Here is a 14,969-nt window from a genome sequence, read left to right on the forward strand (position 1 = left end):
GGCCCAGCTATCCGATACCATCCACATCCCTGTGGGAGCGAGCCTGCTCGCGAAAAACAAAAATCCCGCCACAAGGGCGGGATCTGGTTACAGCCAGGGCGCGACCCGATCTCAGGACGGGAACAGCTCGGACAGTTTCATCGACAGCATCATGTCGCCTTCAACGCGCAGCTTGCCGCCCATGAAGGCTTGCATGCCGTCGGTTTCGCCGCTGACGATGTCCTTGAGGGTTTGGCTATCCAGGACCAGCGTGCAGTTGGCGTCGGGGTTCGCGCCTTCCTGGATATCGCAGGTGCCATCCTTGACGATCAGGGCGTACTGCTTGTCTTCGTCAGTGATATTGAAACCAAATACCAGGTCCAGGCCGGCAGCGGCGGCTGGGTTGAACTTGGCTTGCATGGCTTTTACTGCGTCGGCTACGGAGGTCATTGTTTCGATCCTTATTTGAGTGGTACAGCAAGGGTCTGCAAGTAATCCGGCCTCAGCGGAAGGTGATGAGGTCCGGGGTCTTCAGCAGTTGCAGATGCGCATGACTGTTGAAGGAAGCCAGGGCCACCTCGCGGCCTCTGAATTTCAGTTGGTTGAGCGAGGTGTTGACGATCTGCCAGTTCAGCTCGAAAGCTTGCCGGGCAGGCATCTGGGTGATCAGGTGAAGCAGGGCGGTGATGGTCCCGCCGGAGGTGAACACGGCGATCTTGTGGGTCTTGTCGGCCTTTTCGAGGATGCGGTGCAGGCCGGCCTGGACCCGCTCGACAAAACCCAGCCAGCTCTCCAGCCCGGGCGGGTCATACTGGCCGCTGAGCCAGCGTTCGACGATCAAGGCAAAAATGCGCTGGAACTCTCCGCGGTTCTGCGCCGCGTTGCGCAAGATATGCAGCGCTTCGGGCTCCTGGGGCAGCATGTCCGGGAGCAGCGCGCGGATCACCGCGTCGGCATCGAATTCGTTGAACGCCGCGTCGATTTCCACCTCGGGAACCGGCAGCCCGACAGCGGACATCGCGCCCAGCGTGCCGATAGCGGTGTCCTGCTGGCGACGCAGGTCGCCCGAGAGGCAGCGATCGAACACGACGCCGAGCTCCGCCAGGTGGCCGCCGAGCACTTGGGCCTGACGTATGCCATTGGGCGAAAGGACATCGTAGTCATCCGCACCAAAGGAGGCCTGGCCATGTCGTATCAGATAAATGCTGCCCACGTCCGCGTCATCCCGGTACGTTGAAGGTTTGGCGAGGTTATGAGGATGGCGGAGGGCTGTCAACGAAAAAACATACGCTCGTTTGAAATGACCGTTACAGGCCCGTCCGGACTCACCCGCGTTACGGTAACAGCAGGTTTCATGGCTGGCAGCGGGGCAGGCGCATGGGTATGCTGGGACCGTTACGCGCCTGCGTTCAGTGGCGCATTGCATTTAAGGAGTCGCTGTGGAGTTTTTTGTCGAATACGCCGGTTTTCTGGCCAAGACGGTGACGCTGGTGATCGCCATTCTGGTGGTCATGGCCAGTTTTGCTGCGTTGCGCAGCAAGGGACGGCGCAAGTCGGCCGGGCAGTTGCAAGTCAGCAAGCTCAACGATTTCTACAAGGGCTTGCGTGAGCGTCTGGAGCAGACGCTGCTGGACAAGGACCAGCTCAAGGCACTGCGCAAGAGCGAAGGCAAGGCTGAAAAAGCCGGGAAGAAACAGAAAGACAAACCGGCGGCCAAGCCCCGGGTGTTCGTGCTGGACTTCGATGGCGATATCAAGGCTTCCGCCACCGAGAGCCTGCGTCACGAAATTACCGCGCTGCTGACCCTGGCGACCCCGAAGGACGAAGTGGTCCTGCGCCTGGAAAGCGGTGGCGGCATGGTCCACAACTACGGCCTGGCCTCGTCGCAACTGGCGCGGATCCGTCAGGCCGGCGTGCCGCTGACGGTGTGCATCGACAAGGTTGCAGCCAGCGGCGGCTACATGATGGCGTGCATCGGCGAGAAGATCATCAGCGCCCCGTTCGCGATCCTCGGCTCCATCGGCGTCGTGGCCCAATTGCCCAACGTCAATCGCCTGCTGAAGAAGCACGACATCGATTTCGAAGTGCTGACCGCCGGCGAGTACAAACGCACATTGACGGTGTTTGGCGAGAATACCGAGAAGGGCCGGGAAAAATTCCAGGAGGACCTGGACATCACCCATGAGCTGTTCAAGAACTTCGTGTCCAACTACCGCCCGCAACTGGCTATCGATGAAGTGGCAACCGGCGAGGTCTGGCTCGGTGTCGCTGCGCTGGAGAAACGCCTGGTGGACGAGCTCAAGACCAGCGATGAATACCTGGCCGAACGGGCCAAGGGTGCCGAGCTCTATCACCTGCACTATGCCGAACGCAAAAGCCTGCAAGAGCGCATCGGCATGGCGGCCAGCGGTTCGGTGGACCGGGTGCTGCTGAGCTGGTGGAGCCGCCTGACGCAGCAGCGGTTCTGGTAGTCCACTGATTAACGCCAAATTTGTTCCCTGTGGGAGCGAGCCTGCTCGCGAAGACGGCGGTGCATTCGCCATGGATGCAAGCTGATCCACCGCTTTCGCGAGCAGGCTCGCTCCCACAGAGGTTTCGAGTCGAGACCAACAAAAAAGCCCTGACCCGGTACACCCGGATCAGGGCTTTTTCATACTTCAACTATCAGCGGCGGCGAAACAGTGGCAACGGTTCGTCAGTGGCCGCCTGGTAGGTCACCGAAAAGTCCTTGAGGCTTTCGAGGGCTTCATAGGGGTCTTTGTCGGCACGCAGGGCAAAGGCGTCAAAACCGCAGCGGCGCATGTAGAACAACTGGTCGCGCAGCACATCGCCAATGGCGCGCAATTCGCCCTTGAAGCCATACCGTTCGCGCAACAGGCGCGCGTTGGAGTAGCTGCGCCCGTCGGTGAAGGCCGGGAAGTTAAGCGCGATGACCTGGAGCTGATTGGCGTCATCGCCGATTTCTTCCGCTTCTTCGTCGGCATCCAGCCACACGCCCAGGCCGCCATCACGGGCTTTGAGCGCATGGGCATGGTCGCGCCAAAGCGCGAGGGGCACGATCAGGTCGTCGCAGTTGGAAATGCCATCGAAGGTCGCGTCCTTGGGCAGCAAGTGCCAGGTTTCGTCGATGACCTCGTTGTTCTTAATGATTCGCTGCATAGACGCGTTCCTTGAAGAGGTCGATGCCGATACGTTGATAAGTGTCGATGAAACGCTCGTCTTCGGTACGTTGTTCGATGTACACGTCGATCAGCTTCTCGATCACATCCGGCATGTCATCCTGGGCAAACGACGGGCCGAGGATCTTGCCCAGGCTGGCGTCACGGCTGCCGCTGCCACCGAGGGAGACTTGGTAAAACTCCTCGCCTTTCTTGTCCACGCCGAGGATGCCGATGTGACCGACGTGGTGGTGACCGCAGGCATTCATGCAGCCGGAAATGTTCAGGTCCAGCTCGCCGATGTCGAACAGGTAGTCGAGGTCGTCGAAGCGGCGCTGGATCGACTCGGCGATCGGAATCGACTTGGCGTTCGCCAGCGAGCAGAAATCCCCGCCCGGGCAGCAGATCATGTCGGTCAGCAGGCCGATGTTCGGCGTGGCGAAGCCTTGCTCGCGCAGCTCGCCCCACAGGGTGAACAACTGGCTCTGTTCAACGTCCGCCAGGATGATGTTCTGCTCGTGGGACGTGCGCAGCTGGCCAAAGCTGTAGCGGTCGGCCAGGTCGGCCACGGCGTCCATCTGCTTGTCGGTGATATCGCCCGGTGCGACACCGGTCGGCTTCAGCGACAGGGTCACTGCGACGTAGCCCGGTTTCTTGTGCTTGAGGGTGTTGCGTGTCCGCCAGCGCGCGAAGCCCGGGTGTTCCTTGTCGAGGGCGGCCAGTTCGGCGTCCTGGTTGTCCAGGGCCTTGTAGGCCGGGTCGACGAAATGCTTGGCCACGCGATGGACTTCGGCTTCGGTCAGGGTGGTCTGGCCGCCACGCAGGTGGACCATTTCGGCCTCGACCTTTTCGGCGAACACTTCAGGCGTCAGGGCCTTGACCAGGATCTTGATCCGCGCCTTGTATTTGTTGTCGCGACGCCCGTAGCGGTTGTACACCCGCAGGATGGCGTCGAGGTAGCTCAGCAGGTCCTGCCATGGCAGGAACTCGTTGATGAACGCGCCGACCACCGGCGTACGGCCCAGGCCGCCGCCCACCAGCACGCGGAAGCCCAGCTCGCCGGCGGCGTTGTAGACCGCTTCGAGGCCGATGTCATGGACTTCGATGGCCGCGCGGTCCGAGGTCGAGCCATTGATGGCGATCTTGAACTTGCGCGGCAGGTAGGCGAATTCCGGGTGGAACGTGGTCCATTGGCGAACGATCTCGCACCATGGGCGCGGGTCGATCAGTTCGTCGGCCGCGACGCCGGCAAACTGGTCGGTGGTCACGTTGCGCAGGCAGTTGCCGCTGGTCTGGATCGCGTGCATCTGCACGGTGGCCAGTTCCGCCAGGATCTCGGGCACGTCTTCCAGGGCAGGCCAGTTGTACTGGACGTTCTGCCGGGTACTGATGTGGGCGTAGCCCTTGTCATAGTCGCGGGCAATCTGGGCCAGCTTGCGCACCTGGCGCGCGGTCAGTTGGCCATAAGGCACCGCCACGCGCAGCATCGGGGCGAAGCGCTGGATATACAGGCCATTCTGCAAGCGCAGAGGGCGGAATTCTTCTTCGCTCAGCTCGCCTGCCAGATAGCGTCGGGTCTGATCACGGAACTGCTTGACGCGGTCCTCGATGATCCGCTGATCGTACTCGTCATATACGTACATATAAGTCTCGTTCTCAGGCTTGGGCCGATCAGAAACAGCTGCAGGTTGGCTCGCTGAAATCGGGTTCTGCCTCGGCAATTCTGCGCGCACGGCCGCGCACTCCTAGAGGAGCCGGTGCAAGATACCTGTTTTGAGTTATGCGCAAAAGTGATGTTTGAGTATATGTAAAGAACCAAATCGACTAATGCCTGCGATTATTGGCTAACCCACATTTGTCGTACGGGCAATCATCGTCTTAACTGTGGTCGAGTCCCTATGCAATCACCTACAAAACCGACAAGAGGCGATGCAATGAGTAATCCGACCAAAGCAAGGAAAAGCGACAGTACCGTTGATGCCTGGGCCATCCTGTTCCTGATTATCCTGGTGGTGGGCACGGCGGTGTTCTGGGTCAGTCATCAATAACCTCCCAATCCACGCATAACCCATTGTGGGAGCGAGCCTGCTCGCGAAAGCGATGTGTCAGTCGACATCATCATCGACTGGACTATCGTTTTCGCGAGCAGGCTCGCTCCCACAGGGGTATGTGTGTGATGTTGGAGGGCGTCACAACCCCGCCAGGTGCACCACCAGCTTGACGATGCCAAACAGGGTCAAGGCGAAGATCACCGTGAACGCGATTCCCAGTATCACGAAGTGACTCGGCTTGCCGTGGGTGAAATCCCGGGCGCGGTTCTTGCCGCTCTGCACGCCGAAAGCGGCGGCCAGCACGCTGTGCATCATCTGCAACAGGGTCGGCGGCTTGTTGTCGACTGGATCGTCCATAAATCCCTCGTCTGCCATGGGTTTGGGACAAGCATAGACAACCCCAGGGAAAAGATCGCAGCGCGCCTCGGCTGCGATCTTTCAGGGGCGCCTGATCAGTTGTCGTAGCCCAGGTTCGGCGCCAGCCAGCGCTCGGTCACGCTCAGGTCCTGGCCCTTGCGCGCGGTGTAGCTCTGGACCTGGTCCTTGTCGATCTTGCCCACGGCGAAATACTGCGCCTGGGGATGGGCGAAGTACCAGCCGCTGACCGCCGCCGCCGGGAACATCGCGTAGTGTTCGGTGAGGAACACGCCGCTGCGTCCGGCTTTCAGTTCGCTGGCCTCGGGGTCGAGCAGGCGGAACAGGGTGGCTTTCTCGGTGTGATCCGGGCAGGCCGGGTAACCGGGGGCAGGGCGGATGCCGGTGTATTGCTCCTTGATCAGCGCCTCGTTGTCCAGGCGCTCATCCTTGGCATAGCCCCAATACTCCTTGCGCACCTGCTGGTGCAGCCATTCGGCGCAAGCTTCGGCCAGGCGGTCGGCCAGGGCCTTGACCATGATCGAGTTGTAGTCGTCGCCGGCGTTCTGGTAGGCCTTGGCGACTTCTTCGGCACCGATGCCGGCGGTGGTGATGAAGCCACCGACGTAGTCGGTCACGCCGCTGTCCTTGGGTGCGACGAAGTCGGCCAGGGAGAAGTTCGGCTTGCCGTCGGTCTTGATGATCTGCTGGCGCAGGTGATGCAGGCGCGCCAGTGGCTTGCCTTGGTCATCGTAGACTTCCAGGTCGTCGTCATGCACCTGGTTGGCCGGCCAGAAGCCAAACACCGCGCGAGCGCTGATAAGTTTCTCGTCGATCAGCTTGCGCAGCATCGCCCGGGCATCGGCGTACAGCGCGGTGGCCGCTTCGCCGACCACTTCGTCGGTGAGGATGCGCGGGTATTTGCCGGCCAGGTCCCAGGAAATGAAAAACGGCGTCCAGTCGATGTACTCGGCCAGGACGTTCAGGTCGATATCGTCCAGCACCCGTGCGCCGGTGAAAGTCGGCTTGACCGGCTGGTAGCTGCTCCAGTCGAACTGCGGCTTCTTCGCCACGGCCGCCGGGTAGCTCAGGCGCTCGGTGCGGGCGCTGCGGTTGGAGGTGCGCTCGCGCACGTCTATGTAGTCCAGGCGGGTCTTCTCGACGAAAGCCGGCTTGAGCTCCTTGGACAGCAACTGCGTCGCCACGCCCACGGCGCGGGAGGCGTCGGTGACGTAGATCACTGCATCATTGCTGTACTTGGGTTCGATCTTCACGGCAGTGTGGGCCTTGGAGGTCGTGGCGCCACCGATCATCAGCGGCAGGTGGAAGTCCTGGCGCTGCATCTCCCGCGCCACATGCACCATTTCATCCAGGGACGGTGTGATCAGGCCAGACAGGCCGATGATGTCGCACTTCTCATCTTTGGCCACCTGAAGGATCTTCTCCGCCGGCACCATCACGCCGAGGTCGACCACGTCGTAGCCGTTGCACCCCAGCACCACGCCGACGATGTTCTTGCCGATGTCGTGGACGTCGCCCTTGACCGTGGCCATCAAGATCTTGCCCTTGGCCTCTGGTTTGTCGCCTTTTTCCGCTTCGATGAACGGAATCAGGTGCGCCACGGCCTGCTTCATCACGCGGGCGGACTTGACCACCTGGGGCAGGAACATCTTGCCGGCGCCAAACAGGTCGCCGACGATGTTCATGCCGGCCATCAGCGGGCCTTCGATCACTTCGATCGGGCGGGCGAAGGACAGGCGCGATTCCTCGGTGTCCTCGACGATGTGGGTGGTGATGCCCTTGACCAGCGCGTGCTCCAGGCGCTTGTTCACTTCCCAGCCGCGCCATTCTTCGGTTTCCGCTTCCTTGACGCTGCCGTCGCCCTTGTACTTGTCGGCGATCGCGAGGAGGGCGTCGGTGCCTTCGGGTGTACGGTTGAGGATCACGTCTTCCACCGCGTCGCGCAGTTCCACCGGGATCTGGTCGTAGATCTCCAGTTGGCCGGCGTTGACGATGCCCATGGTCAGGCCCGCGCGGATCGCGTGCAGCAGGAATACCGAGTGGATCGCCTCGCGCACCGGGTTGTTGCCACGGAACGAGAACGACACGTTGGACACGCCACCGGAGGTCAGCGCGTAGGGCAGTTCGTCGCGGATGTAGGCGCAGGCGTTGATGAAGTCCACGGCATAGTTGTTGTGCTCTTCGATACCGGTGGCGACGGCGAAGATGTTCGGGTCGAAGATGATGTCTTCCGGCGGGAAGCCAACCTCGTTGACCAGGATATCGTAGGAGCGCTTGCAGATTTCCTTCTTGCGCGCCTCGGTGTCGGCCTGGCCGGCTTCGTCGAAGGCCATCACCACCACGGCCGCGCCGTAGCGCTTGCACAGCTTGGCGTGATGGATGAACTGCTCGACGCCTTCCTTCATGCTGATGGAGTTGACGATGCCCTTGCCCTGGATGCACTTGAGGCCAGCTTCGATGACTTCCCACTTGGAGGAGTCGATCATGATCGGCACGCGGGAAATATCCGGTTCGCCGGCGATCAGATTGAGGAAGGTCACCATGGCCTTCTTCGAATCGAGCATGCCCTCGTCCATGTTGATGTCGATCACCTGGGCGCCGGCCTCGACCTGTTGCAGCGCCACTTCCAGGGCTTCGGTGTAGTTGTCTTCGCGGATCAGCCGGGCGAATTTGGCGGAGCCGGTGATGTTGGTCCGCTCGCCGACGTTGACGAACAACGAGCTGCGATCGATGGTGAACGGTTCCAGGCCCGACAGGCGGCACGCCCGGGGAATCTCGGGAATCTGCCGCGGAGCATAACCAGCGACGGCCTTGGCGATAGCTTCGATGTGTGCCGGGGTGGTGCCGCAGCAACCGCCGACGATATTGAGGAAGCCGCTCTGGGCAAATTCTTCAATGACCTTGGCGGTGTCCACCGGCAGCTCGTCGTATTCGCCGAATTCGTTGGGCAGGCCGGCGTTGGGGTGCGCCGACACATGGGTGCTGGCCTTGTTCGACAGTTCTTCCAGGTACGGGCGCAGTTCGCTGGCGCCGAGGGCGCAGTTCAGGCCGACGGAGATCGGCTTGGCGTGGGCCACCGAGTTCCAGAAGGCTTCGGTGGTCTGGCCGGAGAGGGTGCGGCCGGAGGCGTCGGTGATGGTGCCGGAAATCATGATCGGCAACTCGATGCCCAGCTCTTCATAGACGCCTTGCACGGCGAAGATCGCGGCCTTGGCATTGAGCGTGTCGAAAATGGTCTCGATCAGGATCAGGTCGGCGCCGCCTTCGATCAGGCCCTTGGTGGCTTCGGTGTAGTTCTCCACCAGCTCGTCGAAGGTCACGTTGCGGTAGCCGGGGTTGTTCACGTCCGGCGACAGCGAGCAGGTGCGGCTGGTCGGGCCGAGCACGCCGGCGACGAAGCGCGGCTTGTCCGGGGTTTCGAGGGTCTTGGCGTCGGCCACCTTGCGGGCCAGGCGCGCGCCTTCCAGGTTCAGCTCGTAGGCCAGGCCCTGCATGCCGTAGTCGGCCTGGGACACCTGGGTGGCGTTGAAGGTGTTGGTTTCGAGGATGTCGGCGCCGGCATCCAGGTAGGCCTTTTCGATAGCGCCAATCACGTCGGGGCGGGTCAGCACGAGCAAGTCGTTGTTGCCCTTGACGTCGCTCGGCCAGTCGGCGAAGCGTTTGCCACGGTAGTCCTGCTCTTCCAGCTTGTAGCTCTGGATCATCGTGCCCATGCCGCCGTCGAGGATCAGGATGCGTTCCTTGAGGGCCTGCTGGAGAAGATAAAGGCGAGCGCTGCGATCAGACATAGGACTACCTGGAAAAAAGACCATTACGAAGGCCGGAATGATAGCAAACCTGTGCAGGATTTGATCATGGAGGGCTTTTGCATGAATCTAGCTCATGTTTGCAAGCGGTACCGGCCCGATCTATTACCGGCTCTGGCCGGTGCAGGGGGGATCGTGCACAAGACCCACATCACCTATGGCTTGAGCGCAGCGAAGATGGCGCGGATCAAGCGCGACCTCGCCCGGCAGTTGCTGCTTCGCGCCCTTGCGCGGTCGGCTGCTTTCCTGACAAAAATACTGGGACTTTGTCCGGCGCGATGATTGGCGTAAACTGCCGGCAAGCCTGCGAGGAGTTTCCATGACCGCCATTACCATTACCGATGCCGCCCACGATTACCTGGCCGACCTGCTGTCCAAGCAGAACACCCCGGGTATCGGGATCCGCATCTTCATCACCCAGCCCGGCACCCAGTACGCAGAGACGTGCATTGCCTACTGCAAGCCGGGAGAAGAAAAACCCGAAGATACCGCGCTGGGGCTCAAGAGCTTCACCGCGTACATCGACTCGTTCAGCGAAGCTTTCCTGGACGATGCGGTGGTCGACTACGCCACCGACCGCATGGGCGGCCAGCTGACCATCAAGGCGCCGAACGCCAAGGTACCGATGGTCAACGCCGACAGCCCGGTCAACGAGCGCATCAACTATTACCTGCAAACCGAGATCAACCCGGGGCTGGCCAGCCACGGCGGCCAGGTGTCGCTGATCGACGTGGTGGAAGACGGCATCGCCGTGCTCCAGTTCGGCGGCGGTTGCCAGGGCTGCGGCCAGGCTGACGTGACCTTGAAGGAAGGCATCGAGCGCACCTTGCTCGAGCGCATCCCGGAACTCAAGGGCGTGCGCGACGTGACCGACCACACGCAGAAAGAAAACGCCTACTACTGATTGTGGCGCCGGGATTTATGTGTGGTGAGGGGACTTATCTGTGGTGAGGGGATTTATCCCCGTTGGGGCGCGTAGCGCCCCCTTGGAATATGGGGCTGCTGCGCAGCCCAGCGGGGATAAATCCCCTCGCCACAAAAGCTTCTGCGACCAGCATGCCATCTTAGAGGCGCCGCCGATCCCTGTGGGAGCGAGCTTGCTCGCGATAGCGGTGGGTCAGCTTGCGTTGATGTTGAACGTCCCATGGTCATCGCGAGCAAGCTCGCTCCCACAGGATCCGGGTCAGGGTCACGATTCCGGCGGGCACCACCAGTCGTGTGGGAGCGGGCCTGCTCGCGAAGGGGCCGGCACATTCGACATCGTTGCCGGCTGATCCGCCGCTTTCGCGAGCAGGCTCGCTCCCACAAGGGATTCCAGTTGAGCCATATCGACGAGTCAGGGCCTGTACAGATGCGCATGGCCGGCGCGATACAGCGATGATTCGCTGAACACATCATTGCCCAACACGCGCCCCACCAGTATCAGCGCCGTACGTCGAAAGCCCTTGGCTTGGACCTTCCCGGCGATATCCTCCAGCGTACCCACCACCCAATCCTGATCCGGCCACGTGGCCCGGTGAATCACCGCGATCGGACAATCCGCGCCGTAGTGGGGCAGCAGTTCAGCGACTATTTTTTCCAGGTGATTGACGCCCAGGTGAATTGCCATGGTTGCGCCATGCCGCGCCAGGCTGGCAAGTTCTTCCCCGGCGGGCATCGCGGTCTTGTCCGCGTAACGGGTCAGGATCACACTCTGGGACACGTCCGGTAGCGTCAGCTCGGCGCCGAGCAGGGCCGCGCAGGCTGAGGTGGCGGTGACGCCCGGAACGATTTCGAAAGGGATGTCCAGCTCCCGGAGGCAGCGGATCTGCTCGCCGATGGCGCCATACAGACTTGGATCGCCGGAGTGCACCCGGGCCACGTCCTGGCCGTTCAAATGCGCGATCCTGATCAGTTCGACGATCTGTTCCAGGTGCAGCTCTGCGCTGTTGACCACCTGTTCGGCGCTGTGGCCTTCGAGCACGGCCGCCGGCACCAGGGAGCCGGCGTAGATGATCACCGGGCAACGGCGGATCAGGCGCTGGCCTTTCACGGTGATCAGTTCCGGGTCGCCGGGGCCGGCACCGATGAAGTAAACGGTCATGACCGGTTCCTGTAGAAAAGGGCCTTGCATGAGCAGCGCTCATGATTCCGGCGGCGATTATCGAGGGTTACGAAGCTGCCGCCAATGCCAGGGTGGCTTGCGCACTTTTCTGGCGGGTAATCAGCAGTCTCGCGGGCGAATCGCCCAGTTGATCGGCCAGGGCAAGGGCGGCGCTTTCGGCGACGCCGTGGCAGCCCGTACGCTCGAAGGCGATCCGGGAACGCTGGCTGAGCTGCGTTTGATAACCCGCCAACTGCTCGGCAGTGAAGCAGGTCAGTGGCAGCGCCAATTGCTCGGCCAGCTCCAGCAGGCCCGGTTCGTCGTGCTTGAGATCGATACTGGCCAAGGCCTGTACGTCACCAAGCGCAATGCCGTGGGCCAATAGCGTCTGCTCAAGCAATGCCCGCAACGCACTGGCCGGGCAACCGCGTTGGCAGCCCAGGCCGACCACCAGGAGCGGCCCGCTACTCATGCGTCGTGGCGAGCCTGGGCGCCACGGCGAAACAGCCAGGCGCTGATCAGGCCCAGGGAGAGCCAGAACGCGACATTGGTCAGTTGCGCGGCGATCTTGAACTGGCTTTCCAGCGCCTCGGGAGCCAGCATCGAATGGACTTCAGGCTGCGGCGCGCCGATGACATGAGGAACGACCAAGGTCGCGACACCCAGCAGCTTCAGCAGCCACTGCCGGCCGAAGGCAATCAGGGCTATGCCTACCGCCGTGGACGCCGCCGTGCCAATCCACCACATCTGCCGCTGGGCCAGCTCAGCCGCCGCCGTGCCAGGCAGTTCCGGTGGCAGGCCAAGCGTTGGCGCGAGGACGAAGGTGGCGTAACCGGCCAGTCCCCAAAGCAAGCCCTGGGACGTACGCGTCGGCTCGCGCAAGGTGTACAGGCCCGCCAGCATCAGGGCGAAACCCACCGCGACCACCAGGTTGCCGCCCGTGGTGGCGAGCAGGCGTTGCCAGCCGTCTTGCGGCTCCCAGGCTTCGTCGTCATGGCTGTGGGCAGCGCCCGAAACATGCTCATGGACTTCGCTGGCCGGGGCCTTTTCGTAGGTTTCGGCTTGCTGAATCAACGGCGAGACCCACAGGCTTTGTAGAAGAGTCAACAGCAGGGCGGCCAGCAGCCCACTGAAACCGGCAGTCCGAGCGATACGCTTGATCATGTCGTCAGGTCTCAGTGGCACGGGAACGCGGCGCTATGCCGGGTGTCGTGGGCCGCGTTGTGCACCGCTTCGATGTGGGAGAAACCGGCGAAGTAGACCAGGCCCGCACCGAGGATCGAGGCGAGGACCGCCGCGCTCAGGCGCTGGCTCAGGGTGACAGTGCTGCTGGTGGTACGGGCGGTGCTGCTGATGGTCGACATGGCGCTTCCCTCGGGTTTGTCGGCGGGGAAGCGAGCGCAATGAAAATCCGGGCGAGGGCTCGCCAGAATTCGAACAGCGCCCGCCCACCGCGGGTTTGTTGAGCTTGAGTCATGGGCCGGTCTCCGGGCTCGCGAGGGGCTGGGCCGAAGCCTTGCCTGCAAGCGTCACCTTCCCATGCCAAGGCACAGTGGATTCGACGCTTCGCTCGCTTACCGTTGCGGGGGCAGCACCGGACTGACGTGGCCTTGGAGTAAAGCACACGATTCACCGGTTTCCCGTTTCACCCTGTGAAGGGCACCCGTAACTAGGCCGACAGGAGACCATGGGCGAGGCCGGGGCGTCAATCGCGGCTTCGCGCCGCTGACATCACGGAATATTTTCCATCTCCCCCTGCAAAAGCCTCAAGTCGGGCCGATAACGAGGCAGGCGTACCCACAATTATCCCAAACAATACGCCGGCGGCATGGACGCTCGACCACCATCCGAGGTCTTCCCATGTCCCTACGCAGCTTGAATATCGCCCCCAGAGCCTTTCTCGGCTTCACTGTCATCGCACTGCTTGTCGTCGTCCTCGGCGTGTTCGCCGCCAATCGCATGTCGGTCATCCGCCAGGCTTCGGTGGACATGGAGCAGACCCAGGTGCCCAGCGTCAGCCATCTGGCCAGTGTGATGGAAAGCGTCTTGCGCATGCGCATCCTCTCGTTTCGCATACTGGTGAACCGTGACCCGGCCAGCCTGAACGAGGCCGACGGGCGCATCGGTGTGCTGGTGGAAAAACTGCACAAGGCCAATAACAGCTATGCGGCGCTGCCGGCCACCCCGCAAGAGGCCGAGCTGTACAAGACTTTTTCCGCGACGCTTGCAAAGTATCTCGAGGCCCAGCAGGAAATGCTCCAGCTGTCGCGTCAGGACAAGCTTGATCAACTGCGCGCCCATATCAATACGCGGATCAAGGAAGGCACCGACCTGATGGGCGAACAGCTCAACAAACTCATCGAGTTCAACGTGACCAGCGCCGGCGAAGCATCGGCCAAGGCTGACGGCTACTACAGCAGCGCCATCACCGGCATCATCGTCGTCTCGGTCATCGCCGCGCTGGCGACCGTGTTGCTGGCCTTGCTCCTGACCCGCAGCATTGTCACGCCGCTGAATCGAGCGCTCGAAGCAGCCCGGACCATTGCCAGCGGCAATCTGGTCACCGTCATCGTCGACGACGGCAAGGACGAACCTGCGCGATTGCTCCAGGCCTTGGGCGCCATGCAGGGCAGTCTGCGCCAGACCATCGAGCAGATTGCCGGTTCCGCCACCCAGCTGGGCGCCGCCGCTGAAGAGTTGAGTGCCGTCACCCAGGAGTCTTCCCGTGGCTTGCAACGGCAGCACAGCGAAATCGAACAGGCGGCCACCGCCGTCAATGAGATGACCGCCGCGGTCGAGGAGGTTGCCCGCAACGCGGTGTCCACTTCCGAAGCCTCGAACCAGTCCACCCAGGCGGCCCGGGAAGGGCGCACGCGAGTGGTGGAGACCGTCGATGCGATCCAGACCATGACCCACGACGTGCAAGCCACCGCCGCGATGATCGAGGGCCTGGCAGTCCAGGGCCGCGACATCGGCAAGGTGCTGGACGTGATCCGCGCCATCGCCGAACAGACCAACCTGCTGGCCCTCAACGCGGCCATCGAAGCCGCCAGGGCCGGGGAGGCCGGACGTGGTTTCGCGGTGGTGGCCGATGAAGTCCGCGCCTTGGCTCATCGCACCGCGCAATCGACCCAGGAAATCGAAAAAATGGTCGCCGGCATCCAGAACGGCACCGGCCAGGCCGTGCAGTCGATGCAGCAAAGCAACCAGCGCACCCAAAGCACCCTGGAACTGGCCCGTGGCGCCGGCGTGGCGCTGGAACAGATCACCCAGTCGATCCACCAGATCAACGAGCGCAACCTGGTCATTGCCAGCGCGTCCGAAGAACAGGCCCAGGTCTCCCGCGAAGTGGACCGCAACCTGATGAACATCCGTGATCTGGCGACCCAATCGGCCAGCGGCGCGCAACAGACCAGCGACGCCACTCACGAACTGTCGCGGCTGGCGGTGGGTTTGAATGCGACGGTGGCGCGCTTCGTTATTTGAGATAGGGTTGAAGCTGGATATCGCGCTAACA

13 protein-coding genes, 2 pseudogenes and 1 riboswitch are annotated in these 14,969 nt (G+C 62.2%); of the genes and pseudogenes, 5 read left to right on the forward strand and 10 right to left on the reverse strand.

The genetic code is table 11. The annotated features are described in order from the left end of the window. Positions 1 to 111: 111 nt before the first annotated feature. Together J3P84_RS11015 and J3P84_RS11020 are read right to left on the reverse strand one after the other, a co-directional pair. The gene (locus tag J3P84_RS11015; protein ID WP_434573401.1) at positions 112 to 429 is read right to left on the reverse strand and encodes an SCP2 sterol-binding domain-containing protein; all 318 of its coding nucleotides are present in this window, start codon (positions 427 to 429) and stop codon (positions 112 to 114) included. Between the two features lie 52 nt (positions 430 to 481). Then, positions 482 to 1,192 (reverse strand): histidine phosphatase family protein, encoded by a 711-nt coding sequence (locus J3P84_RS11020; RefSeq protein WP_434630134.1) that lies wholly within the window; start codon positions 1,190 to 1,192, stop codon positions 482 to 484. 226 nt (positions 1,193 to 1,418) lie between these two features. Here J3P84_RS11020 and sohB point away from each other — a divergent pair, with 226 nt between their 5' ends. Further along, positions 1,419 to 2,450, forward strand: a complete 1,032-nt coding sequence (sohB, locus tag J3P84_RS11025) for a protease SohB (protein ID WP_434630136.1) — start codon at positions 1,419 to 1,421, stop codon at positions 2,448 to 2,450. Between the two features lie 193 nt (positions 2,451 to 2,643). Here the strand turns inward: sohB and J3P84_RS11030 are convergent, their stop codons facing one another. From J3P84_RS11030 to metH, 4 genes are all read right to left on the reverse strand, one after another. Continuing rightward, entirely contained in the window at positions 2,644 to 3,138 is a 495-nt protein-coding gene (locus J3P84_RS11030; RefSeq protein WP_305500286.1) for a DUF934 domain-containing protein, read from the reverse strand. Beyond that, entirely contained in the window at positions 3,122 to 4,780 is a 1,659-nt protein-coding gene (locus J3P84_RS11035; RefSeq protein ID WP_434630138.1) for a nitrite/sulfite reductase, read from the reverse strand. Before J3P84_RS11035 ends, J3P84_RS11030 begins: the two co-directional genes overlap by 17 nt. A gap of 546 nt (positions 4,781 to 5,326) precedes the next feature. Continuing rightward, complete coding sequence (locus tag J3P84_RS11040; RefSeq protein ID WP_024781254.1) at positions 5,327 to 5,545, reverse strand: DUF2970 domain-containing protein; 219 nt, start codon at positions 5,543 to 5,545, stop codon at positions 5,327 to 5,329. 95 nt (positions 5,546 to 5,640) lie between these two features. Next, entirely contained in the window at positions 5,641 to 9,351 is a 3,711-nt protein-coding gene (gene metH, locus J3P84_RS11045; protein ID WP_305500288.1) for a methionine synthase, read from the reverse strand. Between the two features lie 51 nt (positions 9,352 to 9,402). Here metH and J3P84_RS11050 point away from each other — a divergent pair, with 51 nt between their 5' ends. Together J3P84_RS11050 and nfuA are read left to right on the forward strand one after the other, a co-directional pair. Beyond that, entirely contained in the window at positions 9,403 to 9,651 is a 249-nt protein-coding gene (locus J3P84_RS11050; RefSeq protein WP_434630141.1) for a hypothetical protein, read from the forward strand. 37 nt (positions 9,652 to 9,688) lie between these two features. Further along, the gene (nfuA, locus tag J3P84_RS11055; protein WP_003182850.1) at positions 9,689 to 10,273 is read left to right on the forward strand and encodes a Fe-S biogenesis protein NfuA; all 585 of its coding nucleotides are present in this window, start codon (positions 9,689 to 9,691) and stop codon (positions 10,271 to 10,273) included. A 432-nt stretch (positions 10,274 to 10,705) separates the two neighbouring features. On the opposite strand, the gene cobM is transcribed toward nfuA, so the two are convergent. The 4 genes from cobM to J3P84_RS11075 form a co-directional block, all read right to left on the reverse strand. Beyond that, positions 10,706 to 11,452, reverse strand: a complete 747-nt coding sequence (cobM, locus tag J3P84_RS11060; protein ID WP_434630142.1) for a precorrin-4 C(11)-methyltransferase — start codon at positions 11,450 to 11,452, stop codon at positions 10,706 to 10,708. A gap of 67 nt (positions 11,453 to 11,519) precedes the next feature. Then, on the reverse strand, positions 11,520 to 11,924 hold the full coding sequence (locus J3P84_RS11065; protein ID WP_434630144.1) for a cobalamin biosynthesis protein: 405 nt from the start codon (positions 11,922 to 11,924) through the stop codon (positions 11,520 to 11,522). Next, positions 11,921 to 12,616: a CbtA family protein gene (locus tag J3P84_RS11070; protein ID WP_434630146.1), complete on the reverse strand. Its 696-nt coding sequence runs from the start codon at positions 12,614 to 12,616 to the stop codon at positions 11,921 to 11,923. The genes J3P84_RS11065 and J3P84_RS11070 overlap by 4 nt, the downstream gene beginning before the upstream one ends. Positions 12,617 to 12,627: 11 nt before the next feature. Continuing rightward, complete coding sequence (locus tag J3P84_RS11075) at positions 12,628 to 12,816, reverse strand: CbtB domain-containing protein (protein ID WP_420764493.1); 189 nt, start codon at positions 12,814 to 12,816, stop codon at positions 12,628 to 12,630. Positions 12,817 to 12,913: 97 nt separating this feature from the next. After that, a riboswitch (cobalamin riboswitch) is annotated at positions 12,914 to 13,134 on the reverse strand. Between the two features lie 178 nt (positions 13,135 to 13,312). Here J3P84_RS11075 and J3P84_RS11080 point away from each other — a divergent pair. Both J3P84_RS11080 and J3P84_RS11085 read left to right on the forward strand, forming a co-directional pair. Continuing rightward, positions 13,313 to 14,035 (forward strand): annotated as a pseudogene (locus J3P84_RS11080) (MCP four helix bundle domain-containing protein); the annotation flags it as partial. Positions 14,036 to 14,338: 303 nt separating this feature from the next. Beyond that, positions 14,339 to 14,938: pseudogene (locus tag J3P84_RS11085) on the forward strand (methyl-accepting chemotaxis protein); the annotation flags it as partial. Positions 14,939 to 14,969: the final 31 nt, after the last annotated feature.

Source organism: Pseudomonas sp. Z1-29 (assembly GCF_051131995.1).
Classification (GTDB): Bacteria; Pseudomonadota; Gammaproteobacteria; order Pseudomonadales; family Pseudomonadaceae; genus Aquipseudomonas.